This is a genomic window from Mycobacterium neglectum (assembly GCF_002591975.1).
GTDB lineage: Bacteria > Actinomycetota > Actinomycetes > Mycobacteriales > Mycobacteriaceae > Mycobacterium > Mycobacterium neglectum.
In genome coordinates this window covers 163636-177808 of record NZ_NVQE01000005.1, presented here as the reverse complement: position 1 = coordinate 177808, position 14173 = coordinate 163636, and the positions used below count along the sequence as shown (strand labels likewise).

15 protein-coding genes are annotated in these 14173 nt (G+C 65.5%); 10 read left to right on the top strand and 5 right to left on the bottom strand.

The window, feature by feature from the left end; translation table 11 throughout:
* Positions 1-46 precede the first annotated feature (46 nt).
* From CSQ99_RS06715 to CSQ99_RS06690, 6 genes are all read left to right on the top strand, one after another.
* Complete coding sequence (locus tag CSQ99_RS06715; RefSeq protein ID WP_099038268.1) at positions 47-520, top strand: nitroreductase family deazaflavin-dependent oxidoreductase; 474 nt, start codon at positions 47-49, stop codon at positions 518-520.
* Positions 517-999, top strand: a complete 483-nt coding sequence (locus CSQ99_RS06710; RefSeq protein ID WP_099038267.1) for a PH domain-containing protein — start codon at positions 517-519, stop codon at positions 997-999. Before CSQ99_RS06715 ends, CSQ99_RS06710 begins: the two co-directional genes overlap by 4 nt.
* Entirely contained in the window at positions 996-2456 is a 1461-nt protein-coding gene (locus CSQ99_RS06705) for a PH domain-containing protein (protein ID WP_425437787.1), read from the top strand. The genes CSQ99_RS06710 and CSQ99_RS06705 overlap by 4 nt, the downstream gene beginning before the upstream one ends.
* Positions 2457-2498: 42 nt before the next feature.
* Complete coding sequence (locus tag CSQ99_RS06700; RefSeq protein WP_099038266.1) at positions 2499-3314, top strand: HAD-IIA family hydrolase; 816 nt, start codon at positions 2499-2501, stop codon at positions 3312-3314.
* Between the two features lie 2 nt (positions 3315-3316).
* The gene (locus tag CSQ99_RS06695) at positions 3317-3598 is read left to right on the top strand and encodes an addiction module protein (RefSeq protein WP_245908760.1); all 282 of its coding nucleotides are present in this window, start codon (positions 3317-3319) and stop codon (positions 3596-3598) included.
* 108 nt (positions 3599-3706) lie between these two features.
* The gene (locus CSQ99_RS06690) at positions 3707-4840 is read left to right on the top strand and encodes a BTAD domain-containing putative transcriptional regulator (RefSeq protein ID WP_099038308.1); all 1134 of its coding nucleotides are present in this window, start codon (positions 3707-3709) and stop codon (positions 4838-4840) included.
* 14 nt (positions 4841-4854) lie between these two features.
* Here the strand turns inward: CSQ99_RS06690 and CSQ99_RS06685 are convergent, their stop codons facing one another.
* Complete coding sequence (locus CSQ99_RS06685; RefSeq protein WP_099038265.1) at positions 4855-6540, bottom strand: DEAD/DEAH box helicase; 1686 nt, start codon at positions 6538-6540, stop codon at positions 4855-4857.
* A 93-nt stretch (positions 6541-6633) separates the two neighbouring features.
* Complete coding sequence (locus CSQ99_RS06680; protein WP_099038264.1) at positions 6634-7143, bottom strand: cupin domain-containing protein; 510 nt, start codon at positions 7141-7143, stop codon at positions 6634-6636.
* A gap of 192 nt (positions 7144-7335) precedes the next feature.
* On the opposite strand from CSQ99_RS06680, the gene CSQ99_RS06675 reads away from it, so the two are divergent.
* Complete coding sequence (locus CSQ99_RS06675; RefSeq protein WP_245908758.1) at positions 7336-8313, top strand: PE-PPE domain-containing protein; 978 nt, start codon at positions 7336-7338, stop codon at positions 8311-8313.
* Here the strand turns inward: CSQ99_RS06675 and CSQ99_RS06670 are convergent.
* Together CSQ99_RS06670 and CSQ99_RS06665 are read right to left on the bottom strand one after the other, a co-directional pair.
* Positions 8310-9218 carry an SDR family NAD(P)-dependent oxidoreductase gene (locus CSQ99_RS06670; RefSeq protein WP_099038262.1) on the bottom strand — a complete coding sequence of 303 codons (909 nt, stop codon included), beginning with the start codon at positions 9216-9218 and terminating at the stop codon, positions 8310-8312. The two genes, CSQ99_RS06675 and CSQ99_RS06670, sit on opposite strands and share 4 nt — an antisense overlap.
* Before the next feature lie 27 nt (positions 9219-9245).
* On the bottom strand, positions 9246-10184 hold the full coding sequence (locus CSQ99_RS06665) for an SDR family NAD(P)-dependent oxidoreductase (protein ID WP_099038261.1): 939 nt from the start codon (positions 10182-10184) through the stop codon (positions 9246-9248).
* Positions 10185-10281: 97 nt separating this feature from the next.
* Between CSQ99_RS06665 and CSQ99_RS06660 the strand changes: the two genes are divergently transcribed.
* The 3 genes from CSQ99_RS06660 (at position 10282) to CSQ99_RS06650 (ending at position 13726) form a co-directional block, all read left to right on the top strand.
* A complete protein-coding gene (locus tag CSQ99_RS06660) occupies positions 10282-10845 on the top strand; it encodes a TetR/AcrR family transcriptional regulator (RefSeq protein WP_099038260.1) in 564 nt (187 codons plus the stop codon).
* Positions 10846-11024: 179 nt separating this feature from the next.
* A complete protein-coding gene (gene groL / locus CSQ99_RS06655; protein WP_099038259.1) occupies positions 11025-12650 on the top strand; it encodes a chaperonin GroEL in 1626 nt (541 codons plus the stop codon).
* 206 nt (positions 12651-12856) lie between these two features.
* On the top strand, positions 12857-13726 hold the full coding sequence (locus tag CSQ99_RS06650) for a hypothetical protein (protein ID WP_099038258.1): 870 nt from the start codon (positions 12857-12859) through the stop codon (positions 13724-13726).
* A 74-nt stretch (positions 13727-13800) separates the two neighbouring features.
* On the opposite strand, the gene CSQ99_RS06645 is transcribed toward CSQ99_RS06650, so the two are convergent.
* Complete coding sequence (locus CSQ99_RS06645) at positions 13801-14172, bottom strand: hypothetical protein (RefSeq protein WP_099038257.1); 372 nt, start codon at positions 14170-14172, stop codon at positions 13801-13803.
* Position 14173 lies beyond the last annotated feature (1 nt).

Genomic DNA, 14173 nt, shown 5'->3' with positions numbered 1-14173 from the left:
ACATACTCAGGCCCTCCTGCCTTGCGCCGCCGGTTACTTTCGTTCTATGCGAGTGCTTGCGGTGATCGTCGGGACGCTGGTCGGTGCCGGCGTGGTGTTGTTGGGGCTCCTGATGGCAGGCATGCGATGGCAGATCGAGCCCTTGGTGAACACCGTGCGGCGGATGAACCGTTCGGTGACCAACCCGCGGGTGATGCGCACGGCGGGCACCGCGGGCACGCAGACGTCGGTCATCGAGCACGTCGGACGCCGATCCGGGCGCACGTACCAAACTCCCGTCGACGTGGTCGAAACCACGACGAGACTGCTGATCGCGCTGCCCTATGGCGCGCGCACCGACTGGTTGCGCAATGTGCTGGCGTCCGACTCCGCGGCTGTGATCACCGGTGGAGAGCGAATCGAGGTCCGAAGTCCCGTCGTCGTCGCGACCGCCGATGTGGCCGACCTGATTCCGGTGCGGACGATGCGGACACTGCGACTGTTCGGGGTGCGTCAGTGCCTGAGTCTCGAGAAGTCGTGAATCTTCACGACCCCGCGAATCCGCCGAGCCGCAAGGCGCCCCTGGTCTGGGCGCTTTCAGCGTTGATTCCGTGGGCCGTACTGGCGCTGGCCCAGCTCGTGTGGTTCGTCATCGACCACCGTATCTGGTGGCTGCATGCGGTTGCGGCGGCAGCCACCGCGGTCGGGGTCCTTGTGTTCGTCGTGATCGTTCCGTTGTGGCGGTTTCGCGTCCACCGGTGGGACGTCAGTCCCGACGCGGTGTACACCCGCTCGGGATGGCTTGTGCAGGAACGCCGTATCGCCCCGATATCCCGGGTACAGACCGTCGACACCGAACGCGGACCTCTTGATCGCCTGTTCGGCCTCGCCAACGTCACCGTGACCACGGCGTCCTCAGCGGGTGCCGTGCGCATCGTCGCACTGGACTCCGAGGTCGCCGATCGCGTCGTCGCCCGACTCACCGACATCGCGGCGATCGGGGGCGAGGACGCGACGTGAGCGCCCCCACCGAAGTCGAGCGCGAGTGGAGCCGACTGAGCGCTCGCATGTTGTTGGTGCACCCCGTACACGAGGTGCTCAGGCAGATCCCGGTTCTCGTCGGGACGGTCGTGCTGGGGTCGGCCACCGGCAATCCGATGTACGCCGTCGCGGTCCTCGTGATCACGGTGGGTATCGGCCTCGCGCGCTGGTTCACCACCAGTTACCGAATCGGCACCGGCGAGGTGCAGCTGCGGAAGGGTATACTGCAGCGAACGGTTCTTTCATTGCCGCGCAATAGAATTCGATCGGTATCGACTGATGCGCGACTGCTGCATCGGCTACTCGGATTGACGGTGGTGCGGGTGAGCACCGGTCAGGAAGCCAGAGGGGACGCAGCGTTCGCGCTCGACGCGGTCCAGGCCGACGAAGCGCCGCGGCTGCGCGCTGTTCTGCTGGCAGAGTCATTGGCAACCGACGTCGAGCAGGCTGACACGACGGGGCGGCTGCTCGCCCATTGGCAGCCGTCCTGGCTGCGATACAGCCCGCTGAGCTTTACCGGTCTCGCGATGATCGCCGCAGCCATCGGTCTGGCATATCAGGTGGGAGCCGGTGCGGCCCTGCAGGATTCGCGGATCGAGCAGTCTGGCGCGGCCGTCGCCGACCGACTGGGCGTGGCGGTCACCGTCGCCGCCGCGACGGCTGTGGTGCTCCTCGCGTCGGTGGTCCTTTCGGTACTGCAGTCTCTGCTGAGCTATGCGAATCTCGATTTGCGGCGCGATGCCGACGTCCTACACCTGAAGCATGGTCTGCTGCGGGTGCGGGAGCACACGTTCGATATGCGCAGGCTGCGCGGCGGAACATTGCGAGAGCCGTTGCTGGTCAGGCTGTTCGGTGGTGCGCGATTGGACGCGGTGATGACGGGCGTCGAAGGCGCAGGCGAAGCGTCGATGTTGTTGCCGCCGTGCCCGAAGGCGACAGCGGAGACGGTGCTCACTGATTTGATCGCACGACCCGATGCGGTCAGTGGAGAGCTGCGCCGTCACGGGCCGGCCGCGACGCGCAGGCGTTGGACTCGTGCGCTTGCACTTCCCGCGGTCGCAGCGGTGGTGCTGCTCATCGCGGCGGTGCCGACATGGGCGTGGGTGGCGTGGACGCTGCTCACCGTCTGCTGTGCGCTGCTTGCGTTCGACCGGTCGCGGTCACTCGGGCACCGGGTGGGCGGCGGGTGGCTGGTCGCGCGGACAGGGAGCCTGCAGCGCAGACGTGACTGCGTCGCGGCGCCCGGCATCATCGGATGGACGGTGCGTCAGACCCTGATGCAACGACGCGCCGGGGTGGCCACGCTGATCGCCGCCACCGCGGCGGGCGTCAAGCACTACCAGGTGATCGATGTACCCGCGGACATCGCATGGACCATCGCGGCACAGGCGTCACCTTGGGTCGCGGGCAGCAAATGGGCCGCTGACTTACCCTAGCCCCGAGTTGCACCGATTCATCTGCCGTTTACTGTCGTCGCCATGGCAATCGGTGGTGTGTTGTTCGACATCGATGGCGTCCTGGTGACCTCATGGACGCCGATTGTCGGTGCCGCCGAAACGTTGCGGACCTTGGCAGATCATCAGATCGCCTGTTCGTACCTGACCAACACGACCACCAAGACCCGCGTGCAGATCGCCGAGTTGCTCACCGATGCCGGGATGGCTGTGCGGGCCGACGAGGTGATCACGGCGGCCGTGCTGACCGCGGACTATGTCCGTCACAACTATCCCGACGCGCGGTGCTTCCTGGTCAACAGCGGCCAGATCGCCGAGGACATGCCCGGCATCGACATCGTGTACTCCAGCGAGTTCAGTGGACCCGCGGCGCCGGAAACCCCCGACGTGGTGTTGCTCGGCGGGGCGGGACCGGAGTACAGCCATCTGACACTGTCGTGGGTCTACGACTGGATGGCGCAGGGGGTCCCGGTGGTGGCGATGCACCGCAGCACGGCGTGGACCACGACCGACGGTTTGCGCGTGGATTCCGGCATGTACCTGATCGGTATGGAGCAGACTTCGGGACGTAAGGCCACCGCCGTCGGCAAGCCCGCGCCCGAGGGATTCCTCGCCGCCGCAAGCCGCCTCGGCGTCGACCCGGACGAGATGTACATGATCGGCGACGACCTCAACAACGACGTGCTGCCCGCACAGGTGGTGGGCATGTCCGGAGTGCTGGTGCGCACCGGCAAGTTTCGCCAGGACACGCTGGATCGGTGGGCTGCCGACGAGTTCGCGATGCAGCCCAACCACGTCATCGACTCGGTTGCCGACCTGCCGCGGTTGCTGGGGCTGTAATGATGTCCGCGCCGGGGATGTGGGGTCGGGTCGAGCGGATCCTGTTGCAACGTGGCATCAACACGTTCCTGGAGCTTGGGTTGTGGATCGCGTTGGTATACACCGTGATCGGCGTCGGCTACACAATTTTTCACATCGAGCTGATGAGCCGGCTTCAGCAATCCCTCACCGGTGCCTTTCCGATTTTCTCCGACATTGCGGCGCTGGTGGTGATGGTGTTTGCCTGGCCGTTTCTCCTGACCACATCCTTTTTGTGCGGTGTCGCGGGATGTGGATTGTTCTGAGCGGTGAGCTCGGCGGCCGGCGACGGTCTGAATCGATATGACTGGCTGGACTGGCCCAGCGCCGTATCGTGAGCTGACGTCACTTCTCGCGAAGGGGTAGTGCAGCCGATGCCGCAGAGGGGCCCTGTCTTTGGTCTACTCGGGCCGTTGCTGTTGTCGGTCGACGGCATCGACGTGCCGATCGGCACGCCCAAGCAGCGGGCCGTGATGGCGTCGCTGGTGATGAACCGCAACAGGCCGGTGGCGGCCGACTCCCTCATCAACGCCGTATGGGGTGAGGATGCGCCGTCGGAAGCCCGCGCGAGTCTGCACGCCTATGTGTCCAATCTGCGCCGGCTACTCGGCTCTGTCGGTTTCGACGGCAGGGCCATGCTCGAGAAGGTGTCGCCGGGGTACCGGCTGAACATCGGCGAGTTGGATGTGGACCTCGGGCGGTTCACCCGCGCGCGGAATGAGGGGGTCAAGGCCGCAACGGCGGGCCGGTTCGACGAGGCGAGCAGACACTATTCGGCCGCCCTCGCCCAGTGGCGTGGTGAGGTGCTCGACGACCTTCGCGGTTTCGACTTCGTCGCGGTCTTCGCCACGGCGATGGCCGACGAAAAGATCGCAACCCACATCGCGCTCGCCGAATCCGAGATCGCGTGCGGACGCGCCAAGCGGATCACCGGCGAGCTCGAACGGCTCGTCTCCGAACACCCGTTCCGGGAACCGGCCTGGGAGCAGCTGATGATCGCCTACTACGTCTCGGCGCGACAGTCGGATGCCCTTGATGCGTATCAGCGGCTGAAGACGATTCTGGCCGACGAGCTCGGTATCGACCCGAGCCCGTCGCTGCGGGACCTACACGAACGGATCCTGCGCCAGGAGCCGATGGAGGCCGATTCGCCTGCCGAGACCACCCTGGCACGCACCTTCATCAGCCTGGCGAACCGCACCGCGATCAACACCGGCGAGGCGCGCGCGCAGCTGCGGGCGGCCTCCGGTGAGTGCTATCCGGTGAAGGGCGTGGCCACGAGAATCGGGCGACGATCTGACAACGACATCGTCTTGACCGATCAGCGGGTCAGTCGCCACCACGCGGTGATCATCGACACCGGCACCAGTTTTGTGCTCATCGATGCGCGGTCTGCCAACGGAGTCGAGCTGGACCACAATCGAATTCGTGGAAGCGCCCCGATCGCCGACGGATCCCACGTGCGCATCGGCGACACCGAGTTTCGCTTCGAGCTTGCACCCAAGTAGGTCGTCGAACGCGGTCACAGACCGCGCACCGCTTCGATGCGTGCGAGCAGGTGGTCCGTCGTCGCCGCCGCGATCGGTGGGCCACCGCAGATCCTGCGCAGCTCGTTGTGGATCCACCCGTGCGGCTTTCCGGTGCGGTGATGGGCGATCGACACCAGCGCGTTGAGTTCGCGGCGGAGTTCGCGCAACTGTCCGTGTTTCGACGGGCGTGGTACCTCACCCGACGCGGTGCGTTTAGTGAGCTGCTCTTCCTGCCTGCGCCGCAACAGGTCGCGCATCTGTCCCGCGTCCAGCAGGCCGGGGATACCGAGATAGTCGGCCTCTTCGTCGCTGCCCGCAGGCGTTGCGGTGCCGAATGAGGATCCGTCGAAGATGACCTGATCAAGCTCGGCGTCGGCGCCCAGCATCTCGAAGCCATTGTCCAATTCGGTGGACTCGTCCTTCTGCTTGGCGGCGTCCGCGAGCAGATCGTCGTCGAGGCCATCGGATTCGCGGTCTGGCTTGCCGAGCACGTGGTTGCGCTGGGCCTCCATCTCGCTGGCGAGCAGCAGCAGATTGGGGACCGAGGGCAGGAACACGCTGGCCGTCTCCCCGGGCCGCCGCGACCGGACGAACCGACCGATCACCTGAGCGAAGAACAACGGAGTCGACGCGCTCGTCGCATAGACCCCGACCGCCAGCCGCGGTACGTCCACGCCCTCGGAGACCATCCGCACCGCGACCAGCCAGCGGCTGGTGCCTGCCGAGAACTGACTGATCCGATCCGACGAGCCCTTGTCGTCGGACAGCACGATGGTCGGCATCTCGCCGGTTAGCCGGGTCAGGAGTTCGGCATACGCACGCGCCGCGGTTTGATCGGAGGCGATGATCATGCCGCCGGCGTCGGGCACATGCTGACGCTTCTGCTGTAGCCGTTTGTCGGCGGCCGCGATCACAGCGGGCATCCAGTCGCCGGCCGGGTTCAGTGCGGTGCGCCAGGCCCGCGCCGTCTGCTCGGCGCTCAGTGGCTCGCCGAGGCGCGCTGAGTGTTCTTCGCCTGCGCTGTCGCGCCACCGTGACTCGCTCGAATAGGCCATGAACACCACCGGCCGGACCACGCCGTCAGCCAACGCGTCGCTGTAGCCGTAGGTGTGGTCGGCCTGCGAGCGCATCAGGCCGTCGGCGCCGCGTTCGTAGGTGATGAAGGGGATCGGACTGTCGTCGCTGCGGAACGGCGTGCCGGTCAGTGACAGGCGGCGCGTGGCATCGCCGAACGCCTCGCGGATCGCCTCACCCCAACTCTTCGCGTCGCCGCCGTGGTGGATCTCGTCGAAGACGACGAGCGTGCGGTGGTTCTCGGTTCGCACCCGATGGCGTGACGGGTGCTTGGCCACTTGGGCGTAGGTGACGACGACGCCGTGATACTCCGAGGAGGTCTGCGCTGAGGAGTTGGAGAACTTCGGATCGAGCGCGATACCGACGCCTGCGGCCGCAACGGCCCACTGGATCTTGAGATGTTCGGTCGGGACGACGACGGTGATCCGGTCGACGACGCCCTCGGACAACAGCTCTCCGGCGACCCGCAGGGCAAACGCCGTCTTGCCCGATCCGGGAGTGGCGACCGCAAGAAAATCGCGCGGTGCAGCGGTCAGATACCGTACCAATGCCCGACGCTGCCAGCCCCGCAAAGCCTGGGTGTCGGGCGCTGCATAAGCCCGCACCCAAAGCTCCTTTTTGTGATCGGAACGCGATCGGAACGAGCCTAGCGCAACGGATTACGACTGCGCACGTTTCGGCGTGTCGGCGATCGCGTGTCACTCCAGGAAGAAATTGTCGTTCTTGATGAACCACACGGCGCGCTCCTCATCGGACAGCTCGGCCAGTTGGGCGAAGCCTTCGAAGTAGGCCTCGCGGGGCGCACCGGGAGCAAACAGCATCAAAAGCGAGACAGGGGCGTCGGCCTCATTGCGGAAGCCGTGGATGCCGCCGGGCGGTACGTAGAGAAAGTCGTTCGGATGCCCGTCGATCCAGTCGTTGCCGTCGTAGAGCTTAACCGTCCCGGAGATCACGAAGAATGCTTCGGACATGGCGCGGTGAAAATGCGGTCCTGGCCCGCCGCCGTTGGGGGCGATCTCGACGCGGTAGAGCCCGTAGTCGCCGTCGGTGGACTGCTGGTTGGCCAGATAGTGGTACTTCACGAGACCGAACGAGTCGTAATCCGGCGGATTGGTACCCCGCCGCAGGCGCGCACTGACCTCCGGCTTGTCCCCGGTGTAGCGCGCCGGCGGATACGGGGGGACGTTTCGGGGATCCCAGAGTGACATCGCTTGTCAGCCTATCGGGCACGCGAAGACCCTCGAGTGCACCATGACGTCTGCCTAGTGGCTACTTCTTCGCAGCACGCTTGGCAACTCGCGGAGCTGCTAGCATCGCTCATGCCCACATGGCACAAGCGGCTAGTACCCGCGATCGCAGCTACGTCTTTGGTGCTGGGGACCGCAACGACAGCAACTGCGGTGAGCGCCGCCGACGAAGCGGTGTTGATCCCCGGTGCAACGGTCTTCAAGCGCATCAATCCGCTGTATCCGATCCTTCTTCCGACGTATCCGGTTATCGGCATCGAATTCCACGACGACGATGACCCGCAAGTGGTCGACTACTCGCAGAATGCTCTTGCCGCGGACCGCGCCATCCTGGACGGGGTCGAACGAGCGGGTGTCGCCGTTCGCGACACCGACGGCGAAGTGGTCGTCATCGGAGAGTCCATGGGAAGCATGGTCGCGGCCAGGCTCGCCGCGGAGCTCGCCAATAGCCCTGACGCTCCCTCGACAGACGACATCAGGTTCGTCTTGATCGCCTCGCCGGAGGCCGGCATTGCCGAATACTTCAGCGAGGGCACGTTCATCCCGATCTTGAATTACCGGGTCAGCCGCATTCCAGAGTCTCCCTACGACACCACGATCGTGATCGGTGAATACGATGGCTGGTCGGATCCACCCGATCGGCCGTGGAACCTGGTGTCACTCGCCAACGCCGCGCTGGGCACGGCTTACGTTCACGGCCCGACGATTTCGGCCGCCGATCCATTAGACGTGCCGCCCGAGAACACCACGGTCGAGACGAACTCGCGCAACGGCACTGTCACCACTCATCTCGTTCCGACGGCGAATCTCCCACTGACACAGACGTTTCGCTATCTGGGCGTCCCCGGCAAGGTCGTGGACAAGGCCGACGACGTTCTTCGTCCTATCGTTGATGCCGGATACCGTCGTCACGACAAATTTGGTGATTCTCGCCCATTTCTCTCCGAGGGCAGGCTCCGCCGAAACGTCCAGGATGTGCCCGACCTCCGGGGGCGGGAGGACGCTGAGGAGCTGGATGTGAACCACCGACAACGGGCTCGGGCCGAAAAGGATGACCGCCTCGACGAAAGCGATCCGGACGCGCAGCAGCCGAAGGGCGATGAGCAGGCGGGTGAGCCGGACGGCGGCTAGCCGATCGGGTACACGACCTTCGTCAGTTCCTCTGACACGGTCCAGAGCCGTTTCTGGGCGTCGACATCGTGCGAGGCGCGATTGGACGACACAAGTGTGGCGTAGCCCCGCTGTTCGGCGAAACCGTCGGGGCCGAAGTACTGCCCGCCGAGGACATTCGGATCGGTTGCCGCCCGCAGCGTCGGCAGCGCACCCATGTCGGCACCCTGGAAGAGGGGCCGGGCCAGTGTTGCCAACGGTTGCACAAAGCGCGGCAGATTGCGCATCAACTCGGTGTTCGACCCGCCGGGATGTGCCGCTGCGGCGATCGTGTCGGTTCCCTGCAACCGGCGCTGCAATTCGTAGGTGAACAACAGGTTGGCGAGCTTGGACTGCGCGTATGCGCGGAACCGGTTGTACTCGCGCTCCCATTGCAGATCGTCGAAGCGGATGGCGTCGATCATGCGGTGACCCGTGCTGCTGACGGTCACCACCCGTGAGCCCGGCGCCGCGAGCACCCGGTCCAGCAACAGACCAGTGAGGGCGAAGTGGCCCAGATGGTTTGTCCCGAACTGTAATTCGAAGCCATCCTTGGTCTTGGCCCTCGGTGTGAACATCACGCCTGCGTTGTTGATCAACAGGTCGATGGTCTCGTGATTGGACTTCAGTTGTTCGGCGGCGGCGCGAACGGATTCCAGTGACGTCAGATCGAGTTCCTGCAGTTCGACTTGTGCCCCGGCGTGTGCCTGCTCGATGCGCCGTGCCGCGTCCTTGCCCTTCTCGAGGTTGCGTACCGCGAGCACGACGTGCGCACCTTTGGCTGCGAGGGCAGCGGCGGTCTCGTATCCCAGGCCGGTGTTGGCGCCGGTGATCACCGCGACGCGGCCGGTCTGGTCGGGGATCTGCGCGGTTGTCCACTTGGTCATGTGACTCTCCTTGGTCCTTGGCGGCACTCAGCCGATGGGGAAGACGACTTTGGTCAGCTCTTCGGACACCGTCCAGAGCCGCTGCTGGGTGCTGATGTCGTACGACTGCTCGCTTGAGGTGACGACTTTGGGGCAACCCCTCTGCTCCAGGATGCCCTGCGGGCCGAAATACTGCCCACCGAGCACGCCCGGATCGGTGGCTGCACGCAGCGATGGCAGGGCGCCCATCGCCGCGCTCTGCGTCAGCGGCGCGAGTGCGGCCATCACGGCACGCTGCACCGGCGGCGTGTTGCGGGCCAGTTCGGTGTTGGAGCCGCCGGGGTGTGCGGCCACCGCGATGGTGTGGCTGCCCCGCAAACGTCGCTGCAACTCATAGGTGAACATCAGGTTCGCCAGCTTCGACTGGCCGTAGGCGGCGACCCGGTCGTAGTTGTGGTCGAGTTGCAGATCGTCGAAATGGATGGCGGCACGCATGCGGTGTCCCTGGCTACTCACGGTCACCACACGCGAGCCGGGTGCTGCCAGGAGCCGATCGAGCAGCAGGCCGGTGAAGGCGAAGTGGCCGAGGTGGTTGGTGCCGAACTGGGTCTCGAATCCGTCTTTGGTGGTGCCCTTGTCGGTGTACATCACGCCTGCGTTGTTGATCAGCAGGTCGATGGTGGCGTAGCGGGACTTCAGTTCGTCCGCGGCGTCGCGTACGGACTCGAGTGAGCTGAGGTCGAGTTGCTGGACCGACACGCCGGCACCGGGTGCGACCGCGGTGATGCGGTCGGCGGCGTTGCGGCCTTTGGCGAGATTGCGCACGGCGAGCACGACGTCGGCGCCGTTGGCCGCGAGTGCCGCCGCGGTCTCGAAGCCGATGCCGGTGTTGGCGCCCGTGATGACAGCGGTGCGGCCGGTCTGGTCGGGGATATCGGCGGTGTTCCAGGCCGGAGGCGCGCCGGCGCCGATTTTGAACTTGGACATCAGATTCTCCTGTAAGGTAAACGGGGCGATGGCCCCGGTTAGTGGTTCACTATACGGAACGCGCGCCCCGCTTTGTCAATTCCCCGAGAGGTGTGAGGTGGCTCAACTCGACCGGCCGTTGCGCGCGGACGCTGCGCGCAACCGTGCTCGGGTGCTGGAGGTGGCCTACGAAACCTTCGCGGCAGAGGGGTTGGCGGTGCCGATCGACGAGATCGCCCGGCGGGCGGGCGTCGGCGCCGGGACGGTCTATCGGCACTTCGCCACCAAGGAGGACTTGTTTCGGGCGGTCCTCGACGAGCGGATCCGGCGCGTCGTCGACGAGGGAAATGCGCTGGCCAAGGGCGAGCAGCCGGGGCAGGCGCTGTTCGTGTTCCTTCGCTCGCTGGTGTTGAAGTTCGGCGCGACCGATCGTGGGCTGGCCGACGCGCTGGCCGGTTCGGAGATCGACGTCGAGGCCGTGATGCCCAAGACGGAGGACGCCTTCCTCGCTCTGCTGCGCGACCTTCTCGAAGCGGCGCAACAAGCGGGCACTGTGCGAGGCGATCTCGATGCGCGCGACGTGAAGGCGATCCTGGTTGGCTGTCTGGCGATCCAAGACGCGTCGCCCGATGCTGCCGAACGGCTCACCGAGGTGGTTCTGGACGGGCTTCGCGCGCGGTAACCGATCTTGCACTCGCCATGGTTGAGTGCTAAAAATGCAGTTGGCACTCGCGACCGGTGAGTGCTAGGTCGGGACGGTGAGACTGGGGCCGCATTGCGGTCGCACACTCCAGTCGTCCGTCGCGGGCACTGAGCCCGACCAAGAATCGTGCCATCCCTAATCCGGAGGAACACTTCGCAATGGCTAAGACAATTGCGTATGACGAAGAGGCCCGCCGTGGCCTCGAGCGCGGGCTCAACGCCCTCGCCGACGCAGTAAAGGTGACGTTGGGACCCAAGGGTCGCAACGTCGTGCTGGAGAAGAAGTGGGGCGCCCCCACGATCACCAACGATGGTGTGTCCATCGCCAAGGAGATCGAGCTGGAGGACCCCTACGAGAAGATCGGCGCTGAGCTGGTCAAAGAGGTCGCCAAGAAGACCGACGATGTCGCGGGCGACGGCACCACCACCGCCACCGTCCTGGCTCAGGCACTCGTTCGCGAGGGTCTGCGCAACGTTGCGGCAGGCGCCAACCCCCTCGGCCTGAAGCGCGGCATCGAGAAGGCCGTCGAGAAGATCACCGAGACGCTGCTGAAGTCGGCCAAGGAGGTCGAGACCAAGGAGCAGATCGCTGCCACCGCCGCGATCTCCGCCGGTGACATCCAGATCGGCGAGCTCATCGCCGAGGCCATGGACAAGGTCGGCAACGAGGGTGTCATCACCGTCGAGGAGTCCAACACCTTCGGCCTGCAGCTGGAGCTCACCGAGGGCATGCGCTTCGACAAGGGCTACATCTCGGGTTACTTCGTCACCGACGCCGAGCGTCAGGAAGCGGTCCTCGAGGATCCGTACATCCTGCTCGTGTCCTCGAAGGTGTCGACCGTGAAGGATCTGCTGCCGCTGCTGGAGAAGGTCATCCAGTCCGGCAAGCCGCTGCTGATCATCGCCGAGGATGTCGAGGGCGAGGCGCTGAGCACGCTCGTCGTCAACAAGATCCGCGGCACCTTCAAGTCCGTGGCCGTCAAGGCCCCGGGCTTCGGCGACCGCCGCAAGGCCATGCTGCAGGACATCGCGATCCTGACCGGTGGCCAGGTCATCAGCGAAGAGGTCGGCCTCTCGCTGGAGACCGCTGATGTCGCGCTGCTTGGTCAGGCCCGCAAGATCGTCGTGACCAAGGACGAGACCACGGTCATCGAGGGCGCAGGCGATGCCGACGCGATCCAGGGCCGCGTGGCCCAGATCCGCGCCGAGATCGAGAACAGCGACTCCGACTACGACCGCGAGAAGCTGCAGGAGCGCCTGGCCAAGCTGGCCGGCGGTGTTGCGGTGATCAAGGCCGGAGCCGCCACCGAGGTGGAGCTCAAGGAGCGCAAGCACCGCATCGAGGACGCCGTTCGCAACGCGAAGGCTGCCGTCGAGGAGGGCATCGTCGCCGGTGGCGGCGTGGCGCTGCTGCAGTCGGCTCCGGCTCTGGACGAGCTGAAGCTGACGGGCGACGAGGCCACCGGTGCCAACATCGTCCGCGTGGCGCTGTCGGCTCCGCTGAAGCAGATCGCCTTCAACGGTGGGCTCGAGCCCGGCGTTGTCGCCGAGAAGGTCACCAACTCCAAGCCGGGTGTGGGGCTCAACGCCGCCACCGGTGAGTACGAGGACCTGCTCAAGGCCGGCGTGGCTGACCCGGTCAAGGTGACGCGTTCGGCGCTGCAGAACGCGGCGTCCATCGCGGCGCTGTTCCTGACCACGGAGGCTGTCGTCGCCGACAAGCCGGAGAAGGCGGCCGCACCTGCGGGCGACCCGACCGGTGGCATGGGCGGCATGGACTTCTAAGTCTGTAAGCACGAGAAGGCCCCGGCTCGCTTGGCGAGTCGGGGCTTTTTCGTGTCCAGCAGCTGCTGTCGCGGTGTCGTGCGTGCGGTTTCATACGCGACGCGCCGGAACGGGCGTACGAGTCCGCACTTTCGACCCAGGATCGGCTGTGGATAAAGCAGCCGCCGAGGCGCGATCTCGTCGGTGCGGAGTGCGACCTTGCCGATATGCAGACGATCGACTGGCCATTTCGAGCCGACGAAGCCCTCGAAGCCAAGGCCTTGACCTTCCGCGAACTACGACGGTTCCATGCGGGGGTCTATCCAGGCGTGTGGGCACCCCGTGGCGTCGAGTTGTCGTCGGCGCAGCGAGCCCGGGCGGCTTGGCTGTGGTCGCGTCGCCGCGGAGTGGTCGCCGGCCTTTCGGCGTCGTCGCTGCTAGGGGCGAACTGGATTGAGGCCCAGTTGCCTGCGGAACTCATTCACTCGAATCGGCGAGCGCCGTCGATGCTTACAGTCCACAGTGACATCCTCGCGCCGGGTGAAACACAGACGCTCGCGGGTATGACGGCGACAACTCCCGCACGCACCGCCTTCGACCTCGGCCGGAGATTGGGACTCGAGGACGGGCTGCAGCGTGTCGATGCGCTCATGAACGCGACTGGCATAAAGGCCGCCGACGTCGAAGCGATCATCGCGACACACCCGGGCGCGAAAGGGCTTGTCCAGTTGCGGCGGACGCTTGATCTCGCTGACGGTGGAGCCGAGTCGCCGTATGAGTCACTCACTCGGCTGCTGTTGATAAAGGCCGGGTTTCCGCGACCTCAGACCCAGATCCGGGTGTTGGGTCAGGACGGGTTCGTCTGGCGGATCGACATGGGCTGGTCCGAATACCTCGTCGGCGTTGATTTTGACGGTGCTCACCATTGGACGGATTCAAGGCAAAGATCGCGAGATGCAGTTCGGTTCTGGCAGCTGCCACAACTGGGCTGGGTCGACATCAGGTTGACGAGCGGCATATTGCACAACAGGCCGCAGATGTTTCTTGATCGCGTGGGTGCCGCGCTCATCGCTCGTGGATGCCCCAAGACGTGGTGATTGTGCGGATTCATCCGCTACGCCCGGCGAGTTGCGTATAACACCGCACAGTCGAGCTAGCGCGGCGAAGGCAGTTACTTCAAGGGCAGGCAGTCGTGGAGACCGTCGGGGCTCGTCGCCCCAGAGTCGGAGGTGGCTCTGCGGTGCAGGACCGCGCGGGTGGGGACGACCGTGAGACCGCGATCGGCCACCTCGGCGCGGCCATCGACGATCAAGGTGTAGCCGCCGGGTTCAGCGGGAGGCCATAGGACGGTGACGTCGGGACGAGCAGCGGCGTTGCGGCGGGTGCTGGAGCCCATCTGTCCGACGTCGAAGATGCCCTCAACGAGCACCGGTTCGACAGCCACGGTGTGCGCGCGGAAATCGTCGCTGACGGTGATCAGGTAGCCGAACGAGAAGCCCGCCAGCGCGTCGGCGAGTTTGTCCAGATCCACCTTGACGCTCATA

What these genes read in the sequence shown, in the direction of transcription:
- CSQ99_RS06680 (WP_099038264.1), bottom strand. Translation starts at nt 7,143, where the DNA reads ATGTCACTCTGGGATCCCCGAAACGTCCCCCCGTATCCGCCGGCGCGC.
- groL (WP_099038259.1), top strand. Translation starts at nt 11,025, where the DNA reads ATGGCTAAGACAATTGCGTATGACGAAGAGGCCCGCCGTGGCCTCGAG.
- CSQ99_RS06650 (WP_099038258.1), top strand. Translation starts at nt 12,857, where the DNA reads ATGCAGACGATCGACTGGCCATTTCGAGCCGACGAAGCCCTCGAAGCC.
- CSQ99_RS06645 (WP_099038257.1), bottom strand. Translation starts at nt 14,172, where the DNA reads ATGAGCGTCAAGGTGGATCTGGACAAACTCGCCGACGCGCTGGCGGGC.
- CSQ99_RS06695 (WP_245908760.1), top strand. Translation starts at nt 3,317, where the DNA reads ATGTCCGCGCCGGGGATGTGGGGTCGGGTCGAGCGGATCCTGTTGCAA.
- CSQ99_RS06690 (WP_099038308.1), top strand. Translation starts at nt 3,707, where the DNA reads ATGCCGCAGAGGGGCCCTGTCTTTGGTCTACTCGGGCCGTTGCTGTTG.
- CSQ99_RS06665 (WP_099038261.1), bottom strand. Translation starts at nt 10,184, where the DNA reads ATGTCCAAGTTCAAAATCGGCGCCGGCGCGCCTCCGGCCTGGAACACC.
- CSQ99_RS06700 (WP_099038266.1), top strand. Translation starts at nt 2,499, where the DNA reads ATGGCAATCGGTGGTGTGTTGTTCGACATCGATGGCGTCCTGGTGACC.
- CSQ99_RS06715 (WP_099038268.1), top strand. Translation starts at nt 47, where the DNA reads ATGCGAGTGCTTGCGGTGATCGTCGGGACGCTGGTCGGTGCCGGCGTG.
- CSQ99_RS06670 (WP_099038262.1), bottom strand. Translation starts at nt 9,218, where the DNA reads ATGACCAAGTGGACAACCGCGCAGATCCCCGACCAGACCGGCCGCGTC.